22 protein-coding genes are annotated in these 26344 nt (G+C 38.9%); 5 read left to right on the top strand and 17 right to left on the bottom strand.

The window, feature by feature from the left end:
- Nucleotides 1-652 precede the first annotated feature (652 nt).
- Nucleotides 653-1039, bottom strand: coding sequence for an SRPBCC family protein (locus BWD42_RS15870; protein WP_077437359.1), 387 nt, complete (start codon nucleotides 1037-1039; stop codon nucleotides 653-655).
- 86 nt (nucleotides 1040-1125) lie between these two features.
- On the opposite strand from BWD42_RS15870, the gene BWD42_RS15865 reads away from it, so the two are divergent.
- Nucleotides 1126-2493: a methyltransferase RsmF C-terminal domain-like protein gene (locus tag BWD42_RS15865; RefSeq protein ID WP_077437358.1), complete on the top strand. Its 1368-nt coding sequence runs from the start codon at nucleotides 1126-1128 to the stop codon at nucleotides 2491-2493.
- 43 nt (nucleotides 2494-2536) lie between these two features.
- On the opposite strand, the gene coaBC is transcribed toward BWD42_RS15865, so the two are convergent.
- Genes coaBC through BWD42_RS15850 form a run of 3 tightly spaced genes read right to left on the bottom strand, consistent with a single transcriptional unit; the run spans nucleotide 2537 to nucleotide 5003 of the window.
- Complete coding sequence (gene coaBC / locus BWD42_RS15860; protein WP_077437357.1) at nucleotides 2537-3745, bottom strand: bifunctional phosphopantothenoylcysteine decarboxylase/phosphopantothenate--cysteine ligase CoaBC; 1209 nt, start codon at nucleotides 3743-3745, stop codon at nucleotides 2537-2539.
- A gap of 15 nt (nucleotides 3746-3760) precedes the next feature.
- Nucleotides 3761-4090 carry a DNA-directed RNA polymerase subunit omega gene (locus BWD42_RS15855; protein WP_028070932.1) on the bottom strand — a complete coding sequence of 110 codons (330 nt, stop codon included), beginning with the start codon at nucleotides 4088-4090 and terminating at the stop codon, nucleotides 3761-3763.
- Nucleotides 4074-5003, bottom strand: a complete 930-nt coding sequence (locus BWD42_RS15850) for an outer membrane protein assembly factor BamD (protein ID WP_077437356.1) — start codon at nucleotides 5001-5003, stop codon at nucleotides 4074-4076. Before BWD42_RS15850 ends, BWD42_RS15855 begins: the two co-directional genes overlap by 17 nt.
- 241 nt (nucleotides 5004-5244) lie before the next feature.
- Here BWD42_RS15850 and BWD42_RS15845 point away from each other — a divergent pair, with 241 nt between their 5' ends.
- Complete coding sequence (locus tag BWD42_RS15845; RefSeq protein WP_028070934.1) at nucleotides 5245-5520, top strand: NifU family protein; 276 nt, start codon at nucleotides 5245-5247, stop codon at nucleotides 5518-5520.
- Nucleotides 5521-5578: 58 nt separating this feature from the next.
- Complete coding sequence (locus BWD42_RS15840; protein ID WP_077437355.1) at nucleotides 5579-6229, top strand: carboxypeptidase regulatory-like domain-containing protein; 651 nt, start codon at nucleotides 5579-5581, stop codon at nucleotides 6227-6229.
- Here BWD42_RS15840 and BWD42_RS15835 read toward each other — a convergent pair.
- From BWD42_RS15835 to polA, 11 genes are all read right to left on the bottom strand, one after another.
- Complete coding sequence (locus tag BWD42_RS15835) at nucleotides 6226-7455, bottom strand: FtsX-like permease family protein (protein ID WP_077437354.1); 1230 nt, start codon at nucleotides 7453-7455, stop codon at nucleotides 6226-6228. The genes BWD42_RS15840 and BWD42_RS15835 overlap by 4 nt on opposite strands.
- Nucleotides 7456-7457: 2 nt before the next feature.
- Nucleotides 7458-8099: an MBL fold metallo-hydrolase gene (locus BWD42_RS15830; RefSeq protein ID WP_077437353.1), complete on the bottom strand. Its 642-nt coding sequence runs from the start codon at nucleotides 8097-8099 to the stop codon at nucleotides 7458-7460.
- 43 nt (nucleotides 8100-8142) lie between these two features.
- Complete coding sequence (locus BWD42_RS15825; RefSeq protein ID WP_077437352.1) at nucleotides 8143-8886, bottom strand: shikimate dehydrogenase family protein; 744 nt, start codon at nucleotides 8884-8886, stop codon at nucleotides 8143-8145.
- Nucleotides 8887-8988: 102 nt separating this feature from the next.
- Entirely contained in the window at nucleotides 8989-10401 is a 1413-nt protein-coding gene (locus BWD42_RS15820) for a tetratricopeptide repeat protein (protein ID WP_077437351.1), read from the bottom strand.
- Between the two features lie 180 nt (nucleotides 10402-10581).
- Nucleotides 10582-11958 carry an OmpA family protein gene (locus BWD42_RS15815; protein ID WP_077437350.1) on the bottom strand — a complete coding sequence of 459 codons (1377 nt, stop codon included), beginning with the start codon at nucleotides 11956-11958 and terminating at the stop codon, nucleotides 10582-10584.
- Nucleotides 11959-12199: 241 nt separating this feature from the next.
- On the bottom strand, nucleotides 12200-13210 hold the full coding sequence (locus tag BWD42_RS15810; protein ID WP_077437349.1) for an inorganic phosphate transporter: 1011 nt from the start codon (nucleotides 13208-13210) through the stop codon (nucleotides 12200-12202).
- Between the two features lie 37 nt (nucleotides 13211-13247).
- On the bottom strand, nucleotides 13248-13895 hold the full coding sequence (locus BWD42_RS15805; RefSeq protein WP_077437348.1) for a DUF47 domain-containing protein: 648 nt from the start codon (nucleotides 13893-13895) through the stop codon (nucleotides 13248-13250).
- Nucleotides 13896-13985: 90 nt separating this feature from the next.
- On the bottom strand, nucleotides 13986-15023 hold the full coding sequence (locus BWD42_RS15800; RefSeq protein WP_077437347.1) for a sensor histidine kinase: 1038 nt from the start codon (nucleotides 15021-15023) through the stop codon (nucleotides 13986-13988).
- A gap of 62 nt (nucleotides 15024-15085) precedes the next feature.
- Nucleotides 15086-15739, bottom strand: coding sequence for a phosphatidylserine decarboxylase family protein (locus BWD42_RS15795; RefSeq protein ID WP_077437346.1), 654 nt, complete (start codon nucleotides 15737-15739; stop codon nucleotides 15086-15088).
- Nucleotides 15740-15763: 24 nt separating this feature from the next.
- Nucleotides 15764-16894: a toxin-antitoxin system YwqK family antitoxin gene (locus tag BWD42_RS15790; RefSeq protein ID WP_077437345.1), complete on the bottom strand. Its 1131-nt coding sequence runs from the start codon at nucleotides 16892-16894 to the stop codon at nucleotides 15764-15766.
- Between the two features lie 8 nt (nucleotides 16895-16902).
- On the bottom strand, nucleotides 16903-19701 hold the full coding sequence (gene polA / locus BWD42_RS15785) for a DNA polymerase I (protein WP_077437344.1): 2799 nt from the start codon (nucleotides 19699-19701) through the stop codon (nucleotides 16903-16905).
- Between the two features lie 106 nt (nucleotides 19702-19807).
- Between polA and rsgA the strand changes: the two genes are divergently transcribed.
- Nucleotides 19808-20728 (top strand): ribosome small subunit-dependent GTPase A, encoded by a 921-nt coding sequence (rsgA, locus tag BWD42_RS15780; protein ID WP_077437343.1) that lies wholly within the window; start codon nucleotides 19808-19810, stop codon nucleotides 20726-20728.
- A gap of 58 nt (nucleotides 20729-20786) precedes the next feature.
- On the opposite strand, the gene BWD42_RS15775 is transcribed toward rsgA, so the two are convergent.
- Nucleotides 20787-23243 carry a hypothetical protein gene (locus BWD42_RS15775; protein WP_139351183.1) on the bottom strand — a complete coding sequence of 819 codons (2457 nt, stop codon included), beginning with the start codon at nucleotides 23241-23243 and terminating at the stop codon, nucleotides 20787-20789.
- The gene (locus BWD42_RS15770) at nucleotides 23203-24240 is read right to left on the bottom strand and encodes a hypothetical protein (protein WP_077437341.1); all 1038 of its coding nucleotides are present in this window, start codon (nucleotides 24238-24240) and stop codon (nucleotides 23203-23205) included. The genes BWD42_RS15775 and BWD42_RS15770 overlap by 41 nt, the downstream gene beginning before the upstream one ends.
- A 96-nt stretch (nucleotides 24241-24336) precedes the next feature.
- Between BWD42_RS15770 and BWD42_RS15765 the strand changes: the two genes are divergently transcribed.
- On the top strand, nucleotides 24337-26232 hold the full coding sequence (locus BWD42_RS15765; protein ID WP_175992075.1) for a hypothetical protein: 1896 nt from the start codon (nucleotides 24337-24339) through the stop codon (nucleotides 26230-26232).
- The last annotated feature ends 112 nt before the right edge of the window (nucleotides 26233-26344 follow it).

Genomic DNA, 26344 nt, shown 5'->3' with positions numbered 1-26344 from the left:
ATTAGACAATCGTTTAGGAGCAAGGGTAACAGCAGCCGTAAAACCAACAAAACCGTAGCGGCAATAACTGTAAAAGCAATAGTTGTAGCAGCAAGGGTGATAGCAGTCGTAAAGCCAACAAAACGGTAGCGGCAATAGCTGTAGAAGCAATGGATGTAGCAGCAAGGGTAACAGCAAGGACACCAGCAGTCGCATCAGCAACAGCGGTCCCTCCGGAGTTTTGATGGTATAACAGGGTTTGACGATCTTTGCAGATGGCTATAGGATATTGCAGATGGTCTATCCCTTGCCAATACCTTGCTGTTGGGGATAGCGCGCTGCTCATGGCGGGTATTACTATTCCTAACTTTTTTATTCTACTGTAATTACTGCCATCTTATCCGTGCTTACTAACCTAAGAATGTGACCTCGCTCAAATAAATTGTAGATAGGAATATATTAGAATACAATAAAATAGAATTGTTTTTTGAGCTTATGAGCCCTTTAGCGGATAGCTTATAAGGGATTAATAGTGAGGGGAAGAGTCTTATTGAAAGTAACATTTTTTGCGGGCGATCCGAATAAACCCTTCGGGCAAAGACGATAATTTCATTAATAGGCTAACGAAAAAGAGCCCGGCTTAAAAAACGGGCTCACTGCTGGTATCTAAAGATTAATCTTCATCTGTATAGAAATCAATTAAATAAGAAATATAGGGATCTTCCCAGCCTTCGGCAATATTTTCGTAATCTTCATCCGGGATATTGGTTTGCCTAACCTCTAATGAAGTCCCTTTTTTATGCTCATGCAACTTTAGTGTAACAATTGAAGGCTTGTCAGTTTCACCGAAATACCACTCCTGTACAATTTTTGAAGAAGGCACTAGTTCCAAGAATCGACCTGTAATTGCTCCATCCCACAAGGAAAATTCACCGTTAACTGATGCATCTATCGATACAACATCGCCGGTCCACAGACGGGCCGTAATTTCGGTTGTTAGGGCGAGATAGAGTTGTTCCGGTGTCGCCGGGATAATAGCGTATTTCTTGAGATCTTTCATAATACAAATTTACTCTTTCCTGTAATTTACGACTTATTTTGACTTCATTTTTATTTGTATTAATTTTAGCACAAACTATAGGACACATGAGTAATTTTCTGCCAAATTCATTAGTGAAAAAACTGGGTGTAAACCCTCTATTCGATACCGCTGCATTTATAAGTGTACATGAAGAGGCTAAGCGGGCAACGGCTATACGGTTAAACCCGCGAAAATTAAAAGAATGTCCGTTTTCGGATAACAGATTGGTCCCCTGGTGTGAAGGTGCCTTTTATCTCAACGAACGTCCGATATTCACGCTCGATCCCCTATTTCACGGGGGGGGCTATTATTCGCAGGACGCGTCTTCGATGTTTATAGATCACATTATCCGTAAATTGGAATTAGACACTAAGCCAGTTTATGCTTTGGATCTGTGTGCAGCTCCTGGAGGCAAGTCTACTTTGTTAAATAGTAGCTTGCATCCCGAAAGTCTACTTGTCGCCAATGAGATCATCAAGACGCGTGTAAATATCCTACAGGATAATCTAACCAAATGGGGTAATGCAAATACAGTGGTCACAAATAACGATCCCTCAGCGTTTCACCGATTACCAGGGTATTTTGATGTTATGGTCGTGGACGCACCCTGCTCTGGATCAGGAATGTTTAGAAAGGATGCAGATGCAATAGATGAGTGGTCGGAAGCTAATGTTAAACTTTGTAGCGAAAGGCAACAACGAATATTGGCAGAAAGTATCGCTACATTGAAAAAAGGGGGATACCTTCTTTACTCAACCTGTTCCTATTCTGAAGAAGAAAATGAGGATATAGCAGATTGGTTGATAGGTACTGGAGATTTTGAATCTATAGAAATTGCCATTGATGATAGCTGGGGCATTGAGTATACAAAATCTGTGGAGCATGCTGCACATGGATACCGATTTTATCCGCATAAATTAAGTGGAGAAGGTTTTTTTATCACTGTTTTAAAAAAAATAACTGAACAATCCACATTTAATAGAAAGCGGATAAAGCCCGAGAAATCGGATGTGCCGAAGGGAATTCTGGATGCTTGGATAGTAAACCACGAGGGATTTTTCCCATTTATCCACCACGAAGATGTCTATATATTTCCAAATGTATATGAAAATGATTTGAAGTACCTGCAGAATGTACTCTATCTTAAGAATGCGGGAATCAATATAGGGAAACTTAATCGAAAAGAACTTATTCCAAGCCATGCTTTGGCTTTAAGTAATGTTCTGGATCCTGATTTTCAAAATGTGGAACTTTCCCTTGAGGAAGCTCAAAACTATCTTAGAAAAGAAAATGTAATACTAGAGAATATTCCTGTTGACATGAAAGGTTGGACACTGGCGAAATATAAAGGCTTGTCATTAGGCTGGATAAAGGTCTTACCCAATAGGATCAATAATTATTATCCTAAGGAGCTAAGAATCGTAAATCTCTAAGAGGTTGGAGACATGATATACTTCTTCGGATTCCCGGAGTACGTTATTTCTTCGAGGGGATATGTTGTAAAATGATCGAACAGATATCTTTTGCGACATCTTCCTTCGATTTCAAGGGGAACACCGTACTTTCGCCTGAACGATTGATAATTGTAACTTTATTGGTATCAGTAGCAAACCCGGCGCCTTGATCCTGCATGGAGTTCAGAACGATAAAATCGAGATTCTTTCGAACTAATTTGTCTTTTGCATTTTCGAGCTCGTTGTTGGTCTCTAAAGCAAATCCGATCAGTAATTGCTCGTTCTTCTTTTTTGCCCCCAAAGTGGCGAGAATATCCGTTGTTTTCTTTAAAGCAATCGAAAATTCATTCTCTTTCTTCTTGATCTTCTGAGCGGCAACTTCGATAGGCGTATAGTCCGCAACGGCAGCACTCATGACAATTATGGATGCATCAGCAAAATGTCTTTCGCAGGCTTGAAGCATCTCGGCAGCAGAGGTGACAGGAACAACAGCTATTTGCTCAGGTTTCGGTAATGCGGTAGGTCCCGAAATTAAAGTAACATCCGCACCGAGCTCTTTTAATTGTTGGGCAATAGCATATCCCATCTTTCCACTGGAATGATTTCCAATAAAGCGGACGGGATCTATAGCCTCATACGTTGGGCCAGCAGAAACGAGGGCCTTTTGCCCTGTTAAGGGAAGTTTCCGACCAGAAAAATCTGCTAGGAAGCGAAAAAGCTCTTCTGGCTCGGCCAACCGTCCTTCGCCGATCAGCCCACTGGCTAACTCTCCTTTTTCAGGTGGGAAAATGATATTACCATAAGCAGCAAGCTTAGCAATATTTGATTGGGTGGATGGATGTTTCCACATATCTAAGTCCATTGCTGGAGCAAAGAAAACAGGACATTTTGCGGATAAATATACGGCCATCAGCAAATTATCACAATGCCCATTTGCCATTTTGGCAATGGTATTTGCTGTTGCCGGAGCTACGAGGATATAATCTGCATTTAAAGCAATTTCTACATGGTTATTCCATTCGCCTGTACCTGGTTGATAATAATCAATTAAAACAGGATTTTTAGAAAGTGTAGAAAGCGTAAGTGGGGTAATGAACGCTGTGGCGTCCGCTGACATAATCACTTGAACATGGGCATCTGCTTTCACAAGCAGACGAATTAGACTTGCAATTTTGTATGCGGCGATACTACCGCATACAGCAATTACAATATTTTTCCCAGCTAAAGCCATCGTTAATCTTTGGAATTAGTCTTGCTCTTTCGAAGGATTTCTGTAGTACACTTTATCGTGTAAAAACTCGTCGATTGCTACCAAAGTAGGTTTTGGCATGCGTTCGTAGTGTTTAGAAATCTCTATCTGTTCGCGGTTTTCGAATACCTCTTCCAAGTTATCGTTATTGCTTGCGAATTCAGCAAGTTTTCCATTTAGTTCTTCTTTAATATCTACTGCAATTTGATTCGCGCGTTTAGAGATAACTACAATGGATTCATAGATATTGTCAGTTCCTTTGTCCAATTGTCTTAAGTCACGTGTAACTGTAGAATTTGGAATTGAATTGTTATTTTTTTGACTCATCTTTTTGGGTATTTTCTTTTTCTTTTTTCGCCTTTTGTTCTTTTATGTAAGCTTCTTGCTCAGCAAGTGCTTTGTTATATTCTTTCATGTGAGAAACGGCTGTCTTAATTCCTTTTTCGGAATCCCGACGGATAGATTCCGCCTCTTTTATATGTTTGCTATTGGGATAGTTGCTTGCAAAGCTACGATAATAGTCCAATGTCTCATCATATCTGCTTTCCTGTTTTTGCAGAATACTTTTCGAAGCAAATATGTATTGCGCCTTTAAGGTCAGGAATTCAATCTCCTCGGCATATTTTGTGTCAGGGTATTCTTTCAGTACATTTTGTAAAGCAATTACTGCAGCTCTATAATCATCATTCAGACCCATATCATAATAGAGCCTAGCATTGGCAAAAGCCTTGAGCTCTAGTTTGTCTCTTAACTTCTGAATGAGGTCTGCTGCTTCTTTGGAGCGTTCAGATTCTGGATAGAGATTGACAAAAAGCTGTAGGGCATCGATTGCCTTCTTGGTATTTGCCTGGTCCAAAGTGGAGCGGGGAGAATCCAAATAGTAACAGTAGGCATGCATAAAACGACATTCTTCCGCTCGCTGACTGTTCGGATAAACATCTGCAAAGTCCTTAAAGTGATATGCCGCTGAAGTGTAATCTTTCAGCCGGTAATTGGCAAAAGCCAAATAGTAGTAGATATTTTCTGCTTCAGCCTGTCCGCGGAATTTTGTCCGCAAGTCATCAAACAAAACTAACGCCTTTGTATATTTCTTTTTCTCATACAGCTTTACGGCCTCTTCATACTTTTGAGCGATATTATTGCTTGCGCGCAATTTCTCAAATTTACTTTTGCAGCCAGTAAACACCAATAGAAACATCATGCCGGCACAGATAGCCGCTATACGCCTATTTAAAAACATTTTACAAAGATAAGTGAATTTGTTATACTAATCAATTAAATTTTACTGCGCAATATAGTTTAATAATTATTTGATCCCAAAAACAACATTTTTTATTAACATTCTTTAACTCGTTGGATATAATCTGGGGGCAGTATTGTCATGGACTTGTTGTTTTTCCCCGACGTAAGTAGTGGAAAAATATAGATTTTAAAATATTTGATTATCTTTACATATACAATCATTGAATTTAATAAAGAGTATGACTTTAAAAGAAAAAGTGGAGCAAGCATTGGATACCTTGAGACCTTATTTGGAGACTGATGGCGGAAATGTGAGTGTTGAAGAGATTACAGCAGATAATGTCGTGCGATTAAAACTATTGGGCGCATGCGCTTCCTGTTCAATGAGCATCATGACTTTTAAAGCGGGATTGGAACAGGCTATTAAAAAAGCGGTACCAGAGGTCACAGCGGTAGAGGCAATTAACCTTACTGATCCAGACTCTCCTGATGCCACCTTGCCGTCGGCAAATTAGTTTATCTATTAACACAATTTAACGGCCAACTCCTGCTGCTTTTGTGTAAATTTGTTCTATGAAGTTGCTGATTCCTATATTATTAGTTTTATCTGTATTTTTTGATCCTTCGGCTTTAAGGGCGCAAGAACGGAAGATCATTCAATATTCTGGTATTGTAACTACTGTGGGGTCGGGCCTTCCCGTTGGTTATGCTACAGTAACTAATTTATCTTTTCGTAACGAGTCCGTCGCGGCAAATAATGAAGGTTATTTTTCCTTCGTAGCCCATGTGGGTGACACACTCCGTTTTTCCTCAGTAGGATTCGATCCACTTATTGTAACTGTACCCGAAGTCGCAGGGGATAAATACACGGCGAGTATCGTCATGCAAAATTTGGTGACTGAGTTACCAATGGTGACACCATATCCTTGGGCAAGTATTGAGGAATTTAATATTGCATTTATGAATTTAGATGTATCTGATGATCATATCGTACGGGCAAGAAAAACATTATCCCATGAGTCTTTGTCTGCAATGGCTGCTGTAGTTCCTCGCGATGGCAACGAAATGCGTTCAATCAATAACGCCCAAAGCTTCAATACGATGAATAACAAAGTCATCAACCAACGGTATGCCAACCCGCTATTAAATCCTTTTGCCTGGGGAAGTTTAATACAACAAATAACAAAGGGGAGTCAAAGCCGTTCCAAAAGTTCCCGCTATTAGTCTGTAGTTTTGAGCTTGTCAAGTTCTTTTACACTTAGTTTTGCTGAGAAATAAGAAACTAATCCCGAAATACCCGTGACAGTGATAAACACCAAGACATAGTCGCTCCATCGACTGAGCATAGGGTAACTATCCAAAATAGCATTTGCACCCTCTTCAACGCGTATGATGCCATAGGTAGATTGAATATAAGTGAATATCGCGCCTATCAATAACCCTAATATACAACCAATAATTGCAATCATTAACCCTTCGTAAAAGAAAATACGCTGAATTAAACTATTGTTGCCGCCCAAGCTTTTTAGGACTGTCATATCTTTTTGTTTATCTAATACCAACATCGTTAACGAGCCCACAATGTTAAAAATGGCGATGACACTGATCAATGTTAAAATAAAAAATACCACCCACCTCTCTACACGTACGTTCCTATACAAGGTAGGATTTTGTTCTTCCCGATTTTTAGCTAGATAATCTGCGCCTAATTTTTTTTGTAGGTCCTGTTCAAATAGCGTGATGTCAGTGCCTGCTTTAAGATAGAATTCAATAGCAGACACCCGATCATATTCACCTAGAACTTCTTTAGCAAATGAAATTGGCGTAATAACTAAATTATCGAAATCCTGTTGGTATCTGAGCACCCCTCCCGCACTGATAGATCGAATATTAAATTCCTCAGCGGGATTTGAGGTATTTTTTACGCCTTTCCTTGGTGAATATACCTGAATAAGGTCGCGTGCGTTTTGCATCGAGATACCGAGATTAGCCTGGACACTTGCACCTAGTATCGCTAGATTAGTTGAGTCACGTAAGAGTTGGTATGATCCGTCTACGAGGATACTATCCCCCATATTCTTATTCAGTGATTTGGGCTCAATTCCTTTAATGGTTGAAATGTACTGTCGGTTCGCATATTGAAGCAATACCTTCTCTTCGAGTACTTCTGTATAATGGATAACATTCGGATTACTTCTCAATTCATTAAAGACTGATTTATTGGTGGAAAAGAGTTTCCCTTTTTGAGGCTCGATTTTCAATTCTGGAGCGAATTTGCTGTACATGGATATAATAAGCTCCTCCATACCATTAAAAGAGGACAGTAATATGATTAATGCGGCACTACTTACCATAACACCTATAACACTAATCGAGGAGATTATATTAATTGCGTTGACCGATTTTTTTGAAAACAGGTATCTCTTGGCAAATAGAAAAGGCAAGTTCATATCTATCCTTGTATAAATGGATTCGAGTTCTTTTCAAAGCCTATTGTCGTTGATGGGCCGTGACCGGGGTAGACAAGTGTATCATCGGGTAGCGTATAAAGTCTTTTTTTAATATTGTCTAATAGCTGCTGATGATTTCCTCCTGGTAGGTCAGTACGGCCAATACTATTGCGAAAGAGAACATCACCACCAATTAGAAACTTTTGCGCAGCACTATAGAAACAGATGTGAGCGGGAGAATGGCCCGGTGCTAATATTACTTCCAGCTCATCATTGTCTATTTGTATTTTATTTCCATCTTTTAGAAATACTTCTCCAATAGGGGAGATATCATAACGAAATCCCATTTGCGGGGCATAATTCTGAACAGCAACCAATGTAGATAGTTCTCCTTCGTGAAATTGAGGAAGCAGACCAAACTTTTCATGAATAAAATAATTGCCTAAGACATGATCGATGTGGCAATGTGTATTCAATAGTAATTTTGGAGTAAGATTATGGAGATCGACAAAAGTTAAAAACTCTGTCTGCTCTTTTTCCCCATACATCCCCGGATCAATAATTAAGGCATTTCCCTGTTCGTTATACAACAGATAGGTGTTTTCTTGGTAGGGATTGAAAGTGAATGTTCTGATCGTTAACATAAGGTAAATTTACATTTTTTATTGCTCTCTAGCTAGAGAAAGACTAGCTATTCCAAATTTCCCAATTTTTCTCTGCCTGGAGTAGTAACATTTCATACCCATTTTTAATTCGTGCTCCTTTTTCTTTACCTTTCTTTAAAAATGTGGTCTCTTCGGGATTATAGATAAGATCGTAGAATAAGTGCTTAGCGGTGATATGTTCATAGGGAAGAGCTGGCGACTCTGCTATGTTGGGAAATGTTCCTACAGGTGAACAATTAATAATTACCGAGTATTCTGCCAGGATCGACGCATTTATTTCATCATAAGTGAAATTGTCGGTTTGCTTAGTTCGGCTGACGAGTGTGTGTTGGATACCTAATTTATCTAAAACATAAATGACGGCTTTTGCTGCACCTCCATTTCCAAGTACCAGCGCCTTTTTGTCATGTACTTCTAAAAGCGGTTTCAGTGATTCTTCAAATCCATATGCATCAGTGTTGTAACCTTTAAGGTATGGCGTGCCTTCTGCTGAATGCATAATGCGGATACAGTTTACAGCCTGTATTGCTTTAGCCTCATCTGATAGTTCGTTCAAATAATCCATGACTTCTATTTTGTATGGAATGGTCACATTCACTCCATAAAAGTCTTTGTTCGTAAATATAGACGGAAAATCTGAGATACGTTCAATCGGATATAAATCATAATCTATGTGTTGAATATTTTCTTTTTGAAATTTCTCTAAATAATATTTCTTGGAAAAGGAATGTCCTAGTGGAAATCCTATAAGACCTAGTTTTTTCATGGAATGGTTTAATGCTTCTTTGGACGGTAAGGGATGCTTAATCTAATTGAATTGTATTTTATCCCCTCAGGCCGATCCCTAAGGAGATAAATGCTTTTAACCTTAATTTTTGGGTTTTGTATATTTTTTGACAATTTCAGTGATAATCTGGTTTCCCTGCAATTGCGGGAGGTACTCAAAGAGAATGTAGTGTTTTTCAGGATTCGTCGCCAAGCCTAGTTCCAAAAAATTTAGAGCCTCATTGTATTGTCCATTTGCAAAAAGATAGGCCACAACACGATAGTATAATTCCGCTGCTTCAGGGTTCTGTGTAATCGCATCGGACATAACATCGATAGCCGCATCAATTTTACTCTGTTCAAATAAAATCGAAGAATAATCAAGCCAGGCATCGATATCGGATGGATTTAATGCAACTACCTTTTTATAAGCTTCTTCAGCTTGATCAATTTGCTGCAGCTTGTATCGGGCATCTGCGATGGCGAACCAATAATCAGGATTAGTATCTTCTAGCTCCAAAGCCTTTTTATAGAAATGGAGGGCCTCAAAATAACGTTCTTCAGAATCCAGGGTGACACCGATGCCAAACCATGCATCTGCGAGTTCGGCGTCTAACTTGACGGCTTTTTTATAGTAGTTTCGAGCTTCTTCCATTTGCTCAAGCTTCTCGTAACACTCACCGATAGCACAATAGGTATCTGCACTGGGTTGTTCGTATTCGAAGGTTTGTTTGTATACATCCAACGCCTCCTGATAACGGTCTAAGTTAACCAAGGCGTTTCCTTTGTTAAAATAAGCAGAAGAGAAGTCCTCTTTAATTAATATGGCATAGTCATATGCATCCAAAGCCTCTTCGAATTTGCTGATTTTATGATAAGAGTTACCCAGATTATACCAAGCGTAATACGAATAGGGGTCTGAGTCAATATATTTTTTATAGAAGGATATACTTTCTTCCTGCCTATCAAGTACATCATAACAATAAGCTAGCTCATAGAGTGCTTCCTGATAGTCCATATTGAGCTCTAGTGCTTTTTTTAAATAGACAATGGCTTTGTCGTAGTTCATCTGCGCCTGAAAAATCATGGCAATATGAAAATAAACCTCATCTTTATTGTCTAATAGAGGTAATGCTTTGAATAATTGATCTAGGGCTTCATCAAATTGTCCGATGCTTCCTAAAATACCACCTCTAATTAGAAATATATCACCTTCTGAAGCTTCCAGTAATTCAGCTTTGTCCAAGGCCGCCAATGCGTTCTGATACTGTTGAATTGTTGAAAACAACTGAGCTTGTTTCAGCAAAAAGGTAATATCAAAGGGATGTTGGCTTATCGCAAATTCAGTTACCTGTAAAGCTTTGACGGGATCATTTTTTTCAGCGTAGTAGTCTATTATTCCTTCGAAAGCTTTGGAATCAAAAAAATACTGATCCTCGTTTCGAAGCATTTCCTCATATCTGTCCACCGAGATTTTTCTTTCTTCGGGGTTTTCAAATTCAAAATCCTCTTCCATTCTCAAAAAATTAAAATCAGTATTCTTTCTTTAAATCAAAATACTAATTTCTTATCTAATTTGCTTGATTAAATTTTCCACAAATTGGATATCATCCACAAAGTTAAGGATAAATACCGTCAAAATAAAAAAGCCGGCTCTAGAGCCGGCTTTTAATATAATGGTATAAATTATATACGATTATTTTTTGATCTCAACACGACGGTTTTGAACACGACCTTCTTCAGTTGAGTTAGATGCAACTGGATTAGCCTCTCCGTAACCGTTAGCAGTGATGCTTGATGCAGAAACACCAGCATTTACCAAGTATTGTTTTACAGAGTTAGCACGGTCTTTAGACAAAGTCATGTTGTAAGCCTCTGTACCTTCTGCAGATGCATAACCATCTAAAGTAACAGTCGAGTTGTTGTCACGTACTTCTTTAGCCAATTTATCTAAAGTTGAGTAAGAAGAAGTTTTCAACACTGAGCTATCAAATTCAAATTGAATTGGAGCGTAGTAACCGTTAGAAGTAAGGTTCTCAGCAACTGGCTCTGGGAATTTGATAGGACATCCTGAACCATCTACTGGAGTACCAGCAGGAGTACCAGGGCATTTGTCAAATTTGTCAGATACACCGTCACCATCAGCATCAGCGCTTAATGTGTTAACTGTACCTTCTAAAGTGCTTACACGTTGTTTTAATGCTTCAACTTCGTTTCTCAATGAAGGATCTTTCAATTCATCATACATTGTAGCAACTGGGTTAGCAAAAGTTAAACTTTGTTTGTCTTTTGAACCTAAAGTGAACTCTAAACCACCGTATACATTAGCAAAACGTTGTTTTGTAGTATTGTTTCTGCCAGGTCCGTACAATAATGCCTCATCAGTGAAGTTCATTGTGTAACCTAAGTTCAAGGCAACAACTTCAGATAATTTGAATTTAGCACCAACACCTACAGGAACGTACATACCTAAACGGTAATCTCTGTCACCTTTGTATTCGCGGTCACCAAAAATAGCTTCACCAACTTTACCTTTGTTGTTGTAAACTTCTTGACCTGTAAAGTCGTTGTTCGCAAATTGAACTGGGTTGTAAGCCATTGTACCGATACCCACTTTTGCATAGAAGTTAACTGCATTTTCTCTTCTTAAGAAGTCGATTGTACCCAATTGGAATACACCGTTTAAGCTAGCAGCCCAGTTTACATCAGTTTGTGCAGATTTAGCTCCACCTTTGTTTTCTACAGCGGGGCCAGATTCAGCGTGGTTGTAAGTTTTGATCTTACCACGGTTAGCTTCAACTTCTAAACCGAAAAGGTGAGAGAATTGTTTACGTACTGTTAAACCATAGTACTCACCAACTTTGTTTTGGAAGTAACCTACTTTTTGACCAAAGTTATTGTTACCACCAATTAAAGCATTAGGCGTAGTGATACCACCTTGAACACCGATAGACCAAGTTCTGTATTGTGATCTACCACCGAATACTTGTTGAGCTTGTGCTGTATCAGCGAAACCTAAAGCGGCAACTAATGTAGCAGCAACAGCTGTTTTTTTAATTGTAGAATAGTTCATACTCTTGTTTTTAAGGTTATTATTAATTTTAATTGTTTTCAAATGTTATTATCTATATTTAATATCTGGAACAGTACAATTGCCGTGCCAAAGTCTTAAAATTATGTTAAATTTTTAAATTTCTGATATTTCGTACTAAATTAAGTATTTAATGTGAAACAACAAAACAAAAATCCGCTACGAAAGTAGCAAATTTTTGTTTTGTTTCAATAGCTTTAAGAAAAAAATTAAGAAATTCTTTCTAAAGTAAATAATGTACGATAACTAATGATAGTCCTCCGAGAATGGCAGACACGGGTATAGTCAACACCCAAGCCCATAATAAACTGATAGTAACACCCCAACGTACTGCTGAAACGCGTTTTACTACGCCGACACCTATAATGGATCCTGTAATGGTATGGGTTGTTGATGCAGGAATTCCGAAATGCTCGGTTATACCTAATGTTACAGCACCTGCAGATTCCGCACAGACACCTTCTAATGGAGTTACTTTAGTAATCTTAGTTCCCATTGTTTTAACAATTTTCCAGCCACCACTCATTGTTCCAGCCGCAATAGCTGCATAACAAGTTAAGGGGATCCATTCTGGCATATGTTCCGTATTTTGCATATAACCGCCGGCAACCATTGCCACAAGGATAATACCCATTACCTTTTGTGCGTCATTACCACCGTGCGCAAAACTTAAGCCTGCAGATGAAACTAATTGTAATACTTTAAACCATTTCTCAGCTACACTGGGGCGAGAGTTTTTCGCCAGATTAATCACAATAAGTGTAATGATGATAGAAATAGTCATACCGATGATTGGCGCCAGAACGATAAAAGCAATAATTTTTAAAGTTGCATCGATATTGATGGCATGGATTGGATCTGCACCAAGAATAAACGCATAAGCCATTCCTGATCCCGCAAAACCACCGATTAAGGTATGTGATGAACTTGAGGGTACTCCATAGTACCAAGTGAACAAGTTCCAGCCGATGGCTGCGAGCAGTCCCGCAAAGATAACCTCGAGGGTAATATATTCTTCCAATACCGTTTTGGCAATGGTGTTTGCTACTTTGTGATCTGTAAAGTAGAAATAAGCAGCAAAGTTGAATATGGCAGCCCATAATACAGCCATTGCTGGTGTGAGAACTTTTGTTGATACAATTGTCGCAATAGAGTTGGCAGCATCATGGAATCCATTGATGTAGTCAAATGCAATTGCTAAGACAATCACAACAACGAGTAATGTTGACATCATAATCTCGTAGAATTTTTATGCACTTATGATCGAATGATTATGCGTTTTTAACTAGAATACTTTCTAATACATTGGCAACATCCTCGCATTTGTCTGTTGCATCTTCCATTGCAGATAATACTTCTTTATGTTTGATCAATGCAACAGCGTCTTTTTCAAACTCAAAAAGATCAGCTACTGCTTTGTCAAAAATATAGTCTGCTTTGTTTTCCACACTGTTAATACGTACGCATGAATCCGTAATATTACGTATGTTCTTTAAGTCACGAAGTTCGTGGATTGCTTTGGAGACATGCTCTGTAGCTTCTACCAATAGATCTGCGATTTCTATCATTGGCTCTGTTGCTTTCTCCAATTTATATAGATCCATTCTGTTGGCAGCACCGTGTATAAAATCTGCTACATCGTCCAATGAACTTGCTAGAGAGTGTATATCTTCGCGGTCAAAAGGTGTAATGAAGTTTTTACCTAATTCCAGGTGAATCTGGTGTGTGATGTTGTCGCCTTTGTGCTCCAGGTCTTCCATCTTGCGTGTGAACTCTTTCTTCTTCTCTGGATTGTTTGAGTTTACAATATCTTTTAACAATTGAGACATTTCAATCAAATTGTTGCCTGCTTGTTCAAACAAAGGGAAGAATTTTTTGTCCTTTGGAACGAAGTACTGAAAAATGCTATTTAAAGACATATCTTAAATTTATTTTTGCAAAAATAATACCCTAATGTTAAGTTAATGTTAACATTGGTTTTGTTTAAACACAAAAATGTCATCAATTGTTTAGTCTCCGGTCTGAACTTTTTGCAAAGTAAAGCCAAACGTAGTCCCAATGCCCTCTGTGCTGCGTACATTTACGTTTTGTTGATGGGCTTCAATAATATGTTTTACAATAGCGAGACCTAAACCAGATCCGCCAATATCCCTTGACCTACTTTTATCCGTTCGAAAGAATCGCTCAAATACACGACTGAGGTTTTTTTCTTCAATTCCGTAACCGTCGTCGGTGATCTCTATAAGCACCTGTTCAAAAAGTGGAAAAATTTTTATTTTCGTTGTTCCGCCGGTTTTGCCGTATTTGAGCGAATTGTCTATCAAATTATAGAGTACCTGATGTATTTTGTTACGATCTGCTTTAACCCAATGGGGCGTGCCCGTTTTGGGTTTGAACTCGATCTTAATATTGTGTTGTTTGGCTTTGTCCTCCAATGAGTACGCCGTATCTTTGATCAGATCTACAATGTCAAATTTTTCAATGTTCAATACCATTTTACCTGATTCCAGTTTGGATATTTCATCTAAATCTTGAATGAGGTAATTCAATCTATCAAGGTTTCGCGCAGCTTTGTCTAAGAAATTCTTTGCCATTTCCATGTCTTCTTCTATTAGCCCATCTTGTAATGTCTCGATGTAGCCCTGCGTGGCAAAGAGGGGGGTTTTGAATTCATGGGATATATTGGAAAGAAACTCCCGGCGGAACTTTTCCTGAGATTTTAATTGTTCAATTTCATTTTTTTTATCTTTTGCCCAAGCTTTTACGTCGTTTTCAGCGTCTGTAATAGGGTCTTCACTGACATGTTCGCCAATCGCATCCTTAAGATCTTTGCCAAGTTTCAGGTTATGAATCAATTTGTACATGGTATTGAGACGGCGATAGATGTATTTCTCGAACAGGTAATTGAATAGAAGAAAACAGATGACCAGCGCCACGAAAAAGATAATTAACGCGGTCTGTAAATCATGTTTATAATAATAGCTAATGGTGGATATTGCAATGCCAACACCAGCTGAGTTTGCCAATAATAATTGTCTAAAATTCATTTGCTGAATAAAAAAGGCCCCTAATTGGGGCCTAAGTTACTTATAATGATATTAATAAATTGTTAAAATTTTCCGATAATAGTCTTGGCTCCGGTCACCTTGTCGCCAATGTTCACGTTGATTTCTGTTCCTAAAGGTAAGAATAGATCCACACGCGAACCAAATTTGATAAACCCGAACTCGTCGCCTTGAGCCACCTGATCATTTTCTTTTACGTACCAAACGATGCGACGAGCCAATGCACCGGCTATCTGACGGAAAAGAACTTCTCTTCCTTCTTTGTCTTTCACAACTACTGTCGTTCTTTCGTTATCTGTAGAGGATTTCGGATGCCAGGCAACCAAGAATTTTCCGGGATGGTATTTGAAAAATGTGACCAAGCCACTGATGGGGTTTCGGTTCACATGCACATTGACAGGGGACATAAAAATCGAGACCTGTATCCTTCTGTCATGAAAATATTCGTTTTCTTCCGTTTCCTCGATCACAACAACTTTTCCGTCCGCGGGGCATAATATGGTGCCATCTTGTGGAATGACCACTTTCTTAGGGCTTCTAAAAAATTGGACAACGGTAATGAACAGGAATGCTGAAAGGGCATAAATAAACCATTTGACATACTGTGGCGCATCATAATAATCCGCGACGGCATTGATGATAAAAATAAAAAGTACAGCAATCGCTAATGTGGTATATCCTTCTTTATGGAATTTCATATCTATTTATTTCTGCAAAGATAATTATTTACTCGAATTGTCTATTTGTCTTTCGATTTTAATTGAATGCGTATAAACTTTTCCATCGCTTCCCGTGGCGATACTTCCGGAAACTCTAATCCTATCGTCCTGTGGTTGATCTTGTTTGTAGGTAGGAAAATAAAAATCTATACTTTTAGCAATGCGATTCAAAATCGCCTGATCATTCTCATTATCGGAGTTTACATTCAATTTAAGACTTCGCAAATTGGCCAAGCCTGTTTTTTTGACTTCAACTTCATAGGAGAAATTGAGTTGAGTTGCAACTTCGAATCCGCTTTTATTGATTCTATCGGTAAATCGTTTAGCAAGGAACGCATAGAAGTTTGAAAAGTCATCAAAGCTGCAGGATTTGCTGTTTAATAATTCGGCTCGGATAAAATAATCGTAGGGTAAGACACTTAATGTCTGAAAATCTTCGCTAGGAAGTTCCCCATCATCATCGTAAGTAGCAACGATTTTTCCATCAACAAAGCGTTGTGTCATCGCGTAAATTGGCTGCTGTCCAACGTTGTAAAAATAAGTGTTCCAATTTCCTTGTGGTCTGCCGCCTTTTACTTTTCCTTTGCGCATGTAAAAATCATAGCCAAATTCGGTAAATCCTTCGAATGGAATAGCAAATTCATAGTTTCCCTCACCGTTGACAACCTCTTGTTTTCCCCGGTTATCCCAATAATCTTTAATGAAATAACCATAATCTCCATAGGTAACGGTTAATAGCGGTTTACCATCTGGGTAATAATATTTCCAATCGCCAACGGGATAATTATCTTTAAAATTGATCTCCCATTTCAAAACGCCATTCGGATGAAAAGCCTGAAAAAGGCCTTCTTTTTTTCCATCCTTATAATTGCCAACCAGCATACGGCCACCATTGGGCGCAAAGTCACGGAATTCCCCATCAAAAATCTGTTTTGTGAAATCAAATTTGCTAACACGTTCAATTGATTTGAATTCGCAGTCTTTTGCTGCCAGATAATAATATTTATCAAAATGAAAACGAATCAATCCCTGATCTAATTTTTCGTAAAATACAGGTTTACCTTCTTGTGCTTGACTAGTCGTAAAGCAGTAGGAGGATAAGAACAATAATAGATAAATGATTTTTTTAGTCATAACAAAAATTAATGTGCCTCAAGCCAATTTTTACCTTCTCCGATTTCTACAGCCAATGGGACTGTGGTTTTTATGGCATTTGTCATTTTGTCCAGAATAATAGCTTTGAATGCTTCGATTTCTTGTTTGGGAACATCGAATACGAGCTCATCGTGAACTTGCATAATCATCTTGCCTTGGAGTTTCTGTTGTTCGATCTCTTTTTGTATCGCAATCATAGCGATCTTAATCAAATCTGCTGCGGATCCTTGAATTGGTGCGTTGATCGCATTTCGTTCAGCAAATCCACGAACCGTCATGTTTGCGGAATTTATATCTCTTAAATAACGTCTACGTTTTAGAATTGTTTCAACGTAGCCCTTCTCCCTGGCAGATTCAACGGCGTCGCTCATATACTTCTTTATTCCGGTATACTGGTTGAAGTATTCATTGATGATGTCAGCAGCTTCTTTACGTGTGATACCTAAATTTTGAGACAATCCAAAGGCGGATTGACCATAAATAATACCAAAGTTTACTGCTTTCGCGTTGCGACGCTGTTCGGATGTCACCTCCTCAAAAGCCATATTATAAACTTTTGCAGCAGTGGCGCGATGAATATCATGCCCCTGATTAAAGGCTTCAAGCATATTTTGGTCTTTGCTCAACTCTGCGATCAAGCGTAATTCGATCTGTGAATAATCGGCGGATAAGATCACATGATCTTCCGAACGCGGTATAAAGGCTTTCCGCACTTCCCGGCCCCTTTCCGTTCGGATCGGAATATTTTGTAGATTGGGATTTGTGGAGCTCAAACGTCCCGTTGCGGCGACAGCTTGATTGTAGGATGTATGGATCAGTCCGGTTTCTGGATTAATCAATTCAGGCAATGAATCGACATAAGTAGATTTCAATTTCTGTAATTGCCTAAAATTTAAAATATCCTGAACAATATCTGATTTATGCGCCAGCGCCAATAAAACATCTTCACCGGTTTTATACTGTCCTGTTTTTGTTTTCTTTGCTTTCGGATCCAGTTGTAATTTGTCGAATAGGACTTCTCCTAACTGTTTTGGGGAGGCAATATTAAAGTTCACTCCGGCTTTTTCAAATATCGCATGCTCTAGATCCTTGATGTCCTGTTCCAACGTTTTCGAAAATTCGGCGAGAGCAGTGACATCCACTTTTACGCCATTGCGTTCTATTTCCGCGAGCACGTATACAAGTGGGAATTCTACATCCTGAGCCAATTTTAAGGTGTCCGTTTCTACCAAAAGGGGATGAAAAATGTTTTTGAGCTGCAAAGTAATGTCCGCATCTTCCGCTGCATATTCTTTGATTTTTTCGAAATCAACATCCCGCATATTTCCTTGTTTTTTCCCTTTTTCTCCGATGAGTTCGGTAATGGAGACTGGCGTGTAATTCAGGTAATTCTCTGCAAGTACATCCATGCCATGGCGTGTATCAGGGTCAATGAGGTAATGCGCTAGCATAGTATCGAATAAGGTTCCTTGTACCTTAACACCATATCGTGCCAAAAGAAGGATATCGTACTTGATATTTTGGCCTATCTTTTCAATTGTTGGATTTTCTAATACAGATTTAAAGATATCGACGATGCGTTGTGCCTCTTCCCGATCTGCCGGTGTAGGAATGTAGTATGCTTTTCCTGTTTCAAACGAAAAAGAAAGTCCAACGATATCGGCGAGATTCGCATCTAATCCTGTTGTTTCAGTATCAAAACAGAAGCTTTCTTTGGTGGCGAGCACTTGCGCAAGCCTTTCCTGTTCGTCTGTTGTTTCTACTAGTTTGTAGTCGTGCGTTGTATTATGGATATTATTCGATGGGGTATTATCACTGGAAATTTCGATTGTAATATCCGTTGTTGTAATCGTGGTTTGTGCAGCAAATAAATCCATTTGTCCGCCTGCAGGCGCATTTTTTTCAAGAATGGAGAAATCCTCTCCAAAAACTCTTTTCCCTAATGTCCTAAATTCCAATTCTGCAAACAGAGGTTCGAGAATGTCTTTATTCGGCTCCTCGAGTTCAAGTGCTTTTTCATCTAGCTCAATCGGCACGTCCAATAGAATTGTTGCTAATTTTTTTGAGATCAGTCCCTGTTCGGCGAAATTTTCAACATTTTCACGCATTTTCCCTTTGAGCTGAGCTGCATTGGCGATAATTCCTTCGACTGATCCAAATTCCTGAACGAGTTTCTTTGCGGTCTTTTCTCCAATGCCAGGGATTCCCGGGATATTATCTACGGCATCACCCCATAATCCCAAAATGTCAATGACTTGGCACACATCTTTCACCTCCCATTTTTCGAGAATTTCCTGCACGCCCTGTACTTCTGCGCCATTGCCCATACGTGCGGGTTTGTAGATGAAAATATTTTCAGAGACAAGCTGCCCAAAATCTTTATCCGGTGTCATACAGTAGACCTGGAAGTTTTCCTGTTCTGCTTTTTTTGCCAAGGTGCCAATGATATCATCCGCCTCATACCCATCCATTGTGATAATCGGGATATTGAATCCTTCAATTAGGCGATAGATATAGGGAATGGAGGCCGAGAGATCTTCGGGCATTTTTTCACGATGGGCCTTATAGGCTTCAAATTCAATATGGCGTGCTGTGGGGGCCGCTGTGTCGAACACTACTGCTATATGAGAAGGTTGCTGATTTTTCAATACCTCTAATAGTGTATTGGTAAATCCCATGATTGCCCCGGTATTCAACCCTGTAGAGGTGATTCGTGGGGTCTTGCTCAATGCAAAGTATGCTCTATATATCAGAGCCATTCCATCTAAAAGAAATAGTTTTTTCACAAAATTGAATTTTAGTCTTCTTACAAAGGTAAGAAATTCATCAAACGGTAAGTTTAATAAATTTTTCCGATTTTTGCGCTATGACACATTTAATGCAACAGATTCTATGAGAGGATTGGTAACAAAGTCCACAGGTAGTTGGTATCAGGTTTTGGGCGAAGATGGCGAAAGATATGATTGCCGGATTAAAGGAAAATTTCGCACCAAAGGAATTAAAACGACCAACCCAGTAGCTGTGGGCGATTGGGTGCATTTTGATCTGGAACCAGATCTCGAAAGTGCTGTCATTCGGGAGCTTGAGCCCCGCCGTAACTATATTATCCGAAAATCGGTGAACCTGTCCAAGCAAACGCAGATTATAGGAGCAAACTTAGATCAGGCTTTTTTGGTGGTTACTTTGGCTTCTCCGCCAACTTCTTTGGGCTTTATAGACCGCTTTTTGGTAACGACAGAAGCTTATGGAATACCAGCGGTACTTATTTTTAATAAACTCGATCTTTTCAGTGACGAAGGTTTGGAAATATTGGCGGACTATAAAACCGTTTATGAGCGGATAGGCTATCCATGCTATGAAGTGTCAGCCTTGACAGGAAAGAATATTGATGTTGTGAAGGAGCTTCTTCAGGATAAAATTACATTAGTGTCAGGTCATTCGGGAGTCGGTAAATCCACTTTGATTAATGCTATTGTGCCTGAATATGGGTTGAAGACAGGGGAAATTTCGGATTGGTCAGATAAAGGGAAGCACACCACAACATTTGCGGAGATGTTTGATTTACCTTTCGGTGGTAAACTGATTGATACACCAGGTATTCGTGAGTTGGGGATTGTGGATATCGAAAAGCAGGAACTGTCGCATTTTTTTCCTGAGATGCGTGCGTTGATGAACCAATGCCGATTTAATAACTGCCGGCATATCAATGAGCCCGGCTGCGTGATTATGGAAGCCGTTGAGGAGGGAGCGATTGAATCCTCCCGTTATGATAGTTATCTCAGTATGTATCATAATGAAGATAGCAGAGCTTAAATACAGAAAGGCTTCCACGAACGGAAGCCTTTCTGTATTTAAGCGCTAATAACGACTTTTATTTAATGGCTTGAGTTAGATTTATGTAGTCCTTTAAATAGGTGCATTCTTTTGAAGCTATATTGAAAAACGGTGTATCCTTATATTGAGTGTTTAGTTCCTTAAAGTACTTATTCTGTAATGAAAAACGGTAGAATGGATTTTTCAAAGGAGAATCATAATATTGCCAACGTGTTTCATCTGTATAAACAAAATCCTTCTGTTCACATTTTGCGAGCATGAATGTACATTTGGCTTTAAATTCTTTATCTGAGCTCAATGAACGGGCCTTGCTATACCATTCTTTTGCTGATTTTGTCTGCAAATAGTTCCGTTTCCAATGGACAGTTGTAGCTGCGTGACTGTCCGAAGAGGCCCAGTCGTAGGAAACCAATGACCATGCGTTCCCATAGGTACTGGTCTGATAAATTCCTGTAGCCATCTGAAAGTAATAATCCGCCTTTTTCTGATTATTTTTCTCGTTTTTTATGCCGTTTTCCAAACGGGCCATGCGTTCGGCATATTTTAGTTTGGTCGTATTCTCTTTTCCGTATTTTTTAGGATAGTCATTGACGGTAACGATGAATGGATTAGGGATAACATCATTTTCATCTTCACTGTACCAATTCTTTATTTCTTTTGTTTTATGGTTTTTAGGTAGTGCTTGCAGTGTTATCGCCGCTTTTTGGAAATCCAGCTCCCGCAAGTATGCAGTACCCAATAGCTCTGTCAGATAATCTCTATTGAAATGCTTGATATCTTCCAGTAAAAAACGGGATAATGTGTTTTGCTGATTGTTGTCGGATAGTAAAGCTCTTATTTTTAACAATGTTTTAGGTGTGAGACTATTTTCCCAAAAATGCATGGTGGACCATTGCATATTGTCTTCAAGCGAATCTTTCGCGACACCATAATTATAGAAAATATCTGCTTTTACAGCGGCTAAACTTGCCATAGCTGTATCCTGGGTGTTGAGGTAGTGTTTGACGACAAGATTCTGGAGGATATTTCTAGCAATTAAACTGTAATTGCTGTACTCAAAAGCACTATAGCTCCATTCCTTTTTGTTGCTTGAGTTTTTACCGTCCTGTTGGGCCTTTTCCTCCAGCCACGCTAATGTCTTGACCAGTTTTGGTTGATCGATCTGTTTGCTGGTTTGCCAATCGGTTAACTGCGTAAGTAACACGGTAATCTGATATTGATCTGCCAGCTTAGGGTTCAGGTCACTTTCCTTGACCAGGGCAATGTATTTTTTTGCCAGATCATTTTCTTTATTCATCCAACTTAAATAGGCGGCGGTAATCAAGCCGAGCTGCGGTTGGACGTATTTTTTGTCCTGATAAAGGTTTAAAGCAAAATCGCGAAGGGAATCCAAATGTTGTTTAACTGTGTTTTTATCCTCGTTACGGGAATAATAATTATAATTTTCGCCGTAACCAATATAAAAAGACTCATTCATGTCGCCTTCTATTTTGTTCACTTCTCTTCCTAGCAAAACAGCATTAACAGTATTGGCTGGATCAAGCTTGTAACAGGCGTTTAGATATTTCATGGTGCGGTCTCCTGTGCCGAATCCAATGATGGCGTTAATGTTGAAATTGTCTGCAGCATTAGTTGCATATTGAAAAATTTCGGTATCAGAAGCCGTGATATAATGGAAATTTGAGTAGGCCAGAACACGTCTCTCGGGACTTGCGGTGAATAACTTGGAGAAAAGGTATGCTGCTTTGGGACCATCGCCATTCTTACGGACGGCACCAGCATAGTTGGAAAGTGCCCAATTTAGAATTGCATCACTCCCTTTAATGGGCTGTAAATATTTTTCGTAGACTGCGATACTTTTAGCATACTCCTGACCAAATAGATATAAGCGGGCGGCCTGATAAGCGTAACGCACAAAAAGGAAGCTGTTTTTTTTATGTTTGTTGATCTGCGTCTCGGCGAGTTCTGCAAAGTGCACAATCTCTTTAAAATTCCGCGTGTCCGGATCCCAATAATTGTGCTGAACATTTGTAACGGGCTCTTGTTTTTTTGTGAAAACAAAGTACGCTCGCTCGGGTTCGTGTTTACCATCAATTAAGGTTTGTACAAATGTATTTCCTTTGACGGAGTCAGGAAGATTACTCCAAGCAGATTTTTTTTGATTACTAACCAACTCAGTAGTTGCTGAGTCGCTCCTGTACATGAATTGTTCGATATCTTCTGCATTTACTCCAGAACCTAAGTGTTTTGCCCATGCTTCGCTATTAACGAGACTTTCTTGGACTGGAGCTTCTTCCGTATAAAGAAACTGGTAGGGGATGTATTGAAATGCTGAAAACCCGTTATCTTCAAGATTTGGAAGATAATAGGTCGTTTGGTTGTCATAGGGATCCACTTCGGGACCACAAGCGATATTTGTCGCTATTTCTCCGAAGAAAAATGCAAGTGTGCTGCTAGAAAGCACTAATAATTTCCTGTAACTCGGCATTGCCATGATTTGCTAAAGTAGCTTGGTCTAAATGATAAAAAATAATCTGATGTTTTTTTCCTTTCAATTCCCCTCTCAAAAATTTTGCCGTTTGTAAGAGATCGTTTTGTGTTACCTTCTCAAAACGTACGATATCTCCTTTTTTGAGGTTTGCCTTAGGGAGGTCAACCTTTAAAATATATAAGCTACTGTTCGGATTAGGGGTAAATAAAGCCTTATTATTGATGTCCTGCTCGCTAATATATTTTGAAATGCCGATATAACTATTGTTTCTAAAAACCACAAACCATTGAAATAGGGGAAGTGCAATGTCCATTTCCATTGGATAATTACGTAGTGTCCCATTTAAATAAGTGTTTAGATCCTGTTGATTTAGAATTGAATTTTGGTTCCCAAACTGGCGTAGGTTGCCCATGTTGTAGCACATTAAGGTCACTTTCTTTACTGGAGGGATTCCACTTGTTAGGGTATTCTTCACTTGATGTAGCCTTAATGTTGAGCTGACAACAACATTCTTTAAATCTGGTAATTCCTGTATATAATTGAGCAAATAAAAGAATTTGTCTCGTGAGGTCTGTGTCCAGTCACAATCCAGTTGTAACTCGTTGAATTTTTCTTTACCAGCCTGCTTCACTTTCGCGGTGACAAATGGAACAATCTTACTGGCTAAGGCTCTTATCTGTAGGCTGTCCATTTCCGCGAAAATGCGTTGATTGATAAATACAACCGGTATTATCGCTTGTTCTTTAGGGACTTGCTGGGAAAAGGTGACTGGACTAATGGGAACAGCCTGAACACCCGAAGGGTCAAAATCTATATCCATAATCCGTATATAGATGGACTGCGCAGCGACTTCTTTTAGCGCCCGTTGTTCTATCGTGTCAAGTTGAAAAACCGTTTTCCAAAAATAGAAAGCTGTTTCGGGTTTTGAATTTGAACAAGAATTGAATATAAGTAGCCAAAACGGTACAAGAAATAAAAAAACGCGTGTTCGGAGCTGCATATTTGCTTTATTTAATCGTGTTTGAAAACAAAAGGGGAATTGATCTTGTTTGCTATTCAATAAATAAAGACTAAATTACAAAGAGATTGTGACTTTATGAAGCCTATTTTTAAGTGGATCATTGGAATCGTTGTGTTTATCCTTCTAGCCTTGACTGGGGGTATTATGTATTTTAGCAATAAATGGAAGCCGATGTTGGATGCTAAAATAAAACAATTGGTTTTGCAAGCTACCGACGGTCTTTACAAGGTCCACTATGACGATATACATGTTAATCTGGCGCTGGGCAATCTAACTATTGATAACCTTCATTTAATTCCAGATAGTATAGTGTATAAGAAATTGGAGCTTATGAAAAAAGCTCCGGACAACCGTTATGCTATAATCATCAACAAGCTTAAGATTAAAAGTTTTGGTATCCGTAAGGTACTGATGGATAAGGAGCTTTTCCTGCACGATATTACTGTTGATACACCTACAATACATGTTATAAACGAGCTGCATAGTTATAACGATACGGTGAGCCAAGGCCCTAAAAAACCATTATACGAAAAGATAAAAGATAACTTAAAGAAGATTCATGTTGAAGCCATCAATCTGAATGATATTGATTTTAAATATACGCAGGTACAAAAGGGGGGACATCAGGATTTTGAAATAAAAAAAGTTAAAGTGCGGATTGATGATGTTCTTATTGATTCAACCTCAGAACAGGATAAAGAGCGCTTTTATCATACCAAAATGATCGATATCGAAGTACCAGGCTTTACCTATAAAACTCCGGACGGATTTTATAAAATCAACTTTGATAAGCTCAAGATCAATAGCAAAGAAAGAAATGTCCTTTTGACTAAAGTAGCCTATCAGCCGACTTTGAACAAAGCCGCCTATTATAAGAAGAAAGGAGAAGGCGGGAGTTATGTTGTTTTTAAAATGGACACATTACAGTTGACTGAGTTTAATTTTGGACAGCTTTCAAGAGATAAAAAAGTTTATGCTCAAAAAGCATTCTTAAAAAATGGACATCTTTCTATTTATAGTGATAAACATTATAAGAGTCCTGCTACCCGGCAGATCGGAAATGCGCCACATATGAAATTGATGCAGATGTCGACCAGGTTGGGAATTGATTCGCTGATTTTGGATAATGTTGGCATTTCTTATTCGGAGATGAGCGATAAATATAGCCAAATAGGAACGATTACTTTTGACCATACCTATGGTACGATATTAAATGTAACGAACGATTCGACAAAGTTGAGCAAACAAAAGTTGATGCGCGCTAATCTGAGTACTAATTTTATGAATTCAGGCAAGCTGTTGACCAATTTTGTGTTTGACATGACCTCCAAAGTTGGGGCTTATACCTACAAGGGCAGCCTGGGACAGATGGATTTAACGGTTGTCAATAAAATGATCCGGCCTTTGCTGAATGTTGAGGTTAAATCTGGTAATTTGAGACAGATTGTATTTGATATTTGGGCTAATGATTACCGGAGTAAAGGAACCTTTAAGATGGATTATAACGACCTAAAAGTTAATATACTTTCTGAAACCGGTGACGATGGACGAAGAGAAAAGAAGGGCTTTCTTTCATTTATGGTCAATCAGGTTCTGTTCAATCCCGGAAACCCAGATCTGTATGGCAAATACACTGTCGGGCATATCAACAAACATCGGGATCCCTATCATCCATTTTTCAAGGCTATGTGGCAAAGTTTGCTGATGGGCATTAAACAATGTGTTGGTTTAGGGCCAGAGCGTGAAGCTAAATTGATGAATACCGCGGATCGTGTGGAAAAGGTTGTGAGCGGCGTGGAGAAAGCGAAGAAGTTATTTTCTGGCATATTTAAAAAGCATAAAACCGCTGAAGAGTTATTAAAAGAAGAAAAAGAAGAAGAGGCAAAAGCAGCGGCTAAAATAGAGGAAAAACGAAAAAGGGACCGGGAGAAAGCTGAAAAGGAATTAGAGAAAGAGAATCCTGGAGAGTAAGGAGGTAACGATATAAACCTGTAGATTCCGTTTCACGTGAAAATAACCTGCCTATTGGAGAGAAGATGTAGATAGGTTTTGAATAAAGGCAAATTTATCTTAGTTTGCGGTT

The organism is Sphingobacterium sp. CZ-UAM, assembly GCF_002000245.1.
Taxonomy (GTDB): Bacteria; Bacteroidota; Bacteroidia; order Sphingobacteriales; family Sphingobacteriaceae; genus Sphingobacterium.
Note: the sequence above shows the minus strand (reverse complement) of the source record. Positions and strands in the feature narration are given on the sequence as shown.

Bases quoted from the DNA above. Each gene is read 5' to 3' on its own strand.
- BWD42_RS15790 (WP_077437345.1), bottom strand. From the start codon at position 16,894: ATGACTAAAAAAATCATTTATCTATTATTGTTCTTATCCTCCTACTGC.
- BWD42_RS15845 (WP_028070934.1), top strand. From the start codon at position 5,245: ATGACTTTAAAAGAAAAAGTGGAGCAAGCATTGGATACCTTGAGACCT.
- BWD42_RS15765 (WP_175992075.1), top strand. From the start codon at position 24,337: ATGAAGCCTATTTTTAAGTGGATCATTGGAATCGTTGTGTTTATCCTT.
- BWD42_RS15770 (WP_077437341.1), bottom strand. From the start codon at position 24,240: ATGCAGCTCCGAACACGCGTTTTTTTATTTCTTGTACCGTTTTGGCTA.
- BWD42_RS15775 (WP_139351183.1), bottom strand. From the start codon at position 23,243: ATGGCAATGCCGAGTTACAGGAAATTATTAGTGCTTTCTAGCAGCACA.
- BWD42_RS15840 (WP_077437355.1), top strand. From the start codon at position 5,579: ATGAAGTTGCTGATTCCTATATTATTAGTTTTATCTGTATTTTTTGAT.
- BWD42_RS15830 (WP_077437353.1), bottom strand. From the start codon at position 8,099: ATGTTAACGATCAGAACATTCACTTTCAATCCCTACCAAGAAAACACC.
- BWD42_RS15795 (WP_077437346.1), bottom strand. From the start codon at position 15,739: ATGAAATTCCATAAAGAAGGATATACCACATTAGCGATTGCTGTACTT.
- BWD42_RS15855 (WP_028070932.1), bottom strand. From the start codon at position 4,090: ATGAGTCAAAAAAATAACAATTCAATTCCAAATTCTACAGTTACACGT.
- BWD42_RS15820 (WP_077437351.1), bottom strand. From the start codon at position 10,401: ATGGAAGAGGATTTTGAATTTGAAAACCCCGAAGAAAGAAAAATCTCG.
- BWD42_RS15870 (WP_077437359.1), bottom strand. From the start codon at position 1,039: ATGAAAGATCTCAAGAAATACGCTATTATCCCGGCGACACCGGAACAA.
- BWD42_RS15825 (WP_077437352.1), bottom strand. From the start codon at position 8,886: ATGAAAAAACTAGGTCTTATAGGATTTCCACTAGGACATTCCTTTTCC.
- BWD42_RS15835 (WP_077437354.1), bottom strand. From the start codon at position 7,455: ATGAACTTGCCTTTTCTATTTGCCAAGAGATACCTGTTTTCAAAAAAA.
- BWD42_RS15815 (WP_077437350.1), bottom strand. From the start codon at position 11,958: ATGAACTATTCTACAATTAAAAAAACAGCTGTTGCTGCTACATTAGTT.
- BWD42_RS15800 (WP_077437347.1), bottom strand. From the start codon at position 15,023: ATGAATTTTAGACAATTATTATTGGCAAACTCAGCTGGTGTTGGCATT.
- coaBC (WP_077437357.1), bottom strand. From the start codon at position 3,745: ATGGCTTTAGCTGGGAAAAATATTGTAATTGCTGTATGCGGTAGTATC.
- BWD42_RS15865 (WP_077437358.1), top strand. From the start codon at position 1,126: ATGAGTAATTTTCTGCCAAATTCATTAGTGAAAAAACTGGGTGTAAAC.
- BWD42_RS15850 (WP_077437356.1), bottom strand. From the start codon at position 5,003: ATGTTTTTAAATAGGCGTATAGCGGCTATCTGTGCCGGCATGATGTTT.
- rsgA (WP_077437343.1), top strand. From the start codon at position 19,808: ATGAGAGGATTGGTAACAAAGTCCACAGGTAGTTGGTATCAGGTTTTG.
- BWD42_RS15805 (WP_077437348.1), bottom strand. From the start codon at position 13,895: ATGTCTTTAAATAGCATTTTTCAGTACTTCGTTCCAAAGGACAAAAAA.
- BWD42_RS15810 (WP_077437349.1), bottom strand. From the start codon at position 13,210: ATGATGTCAACATTACTCGTTGTTGTGATTGTCTTAGCAATTGCATTT.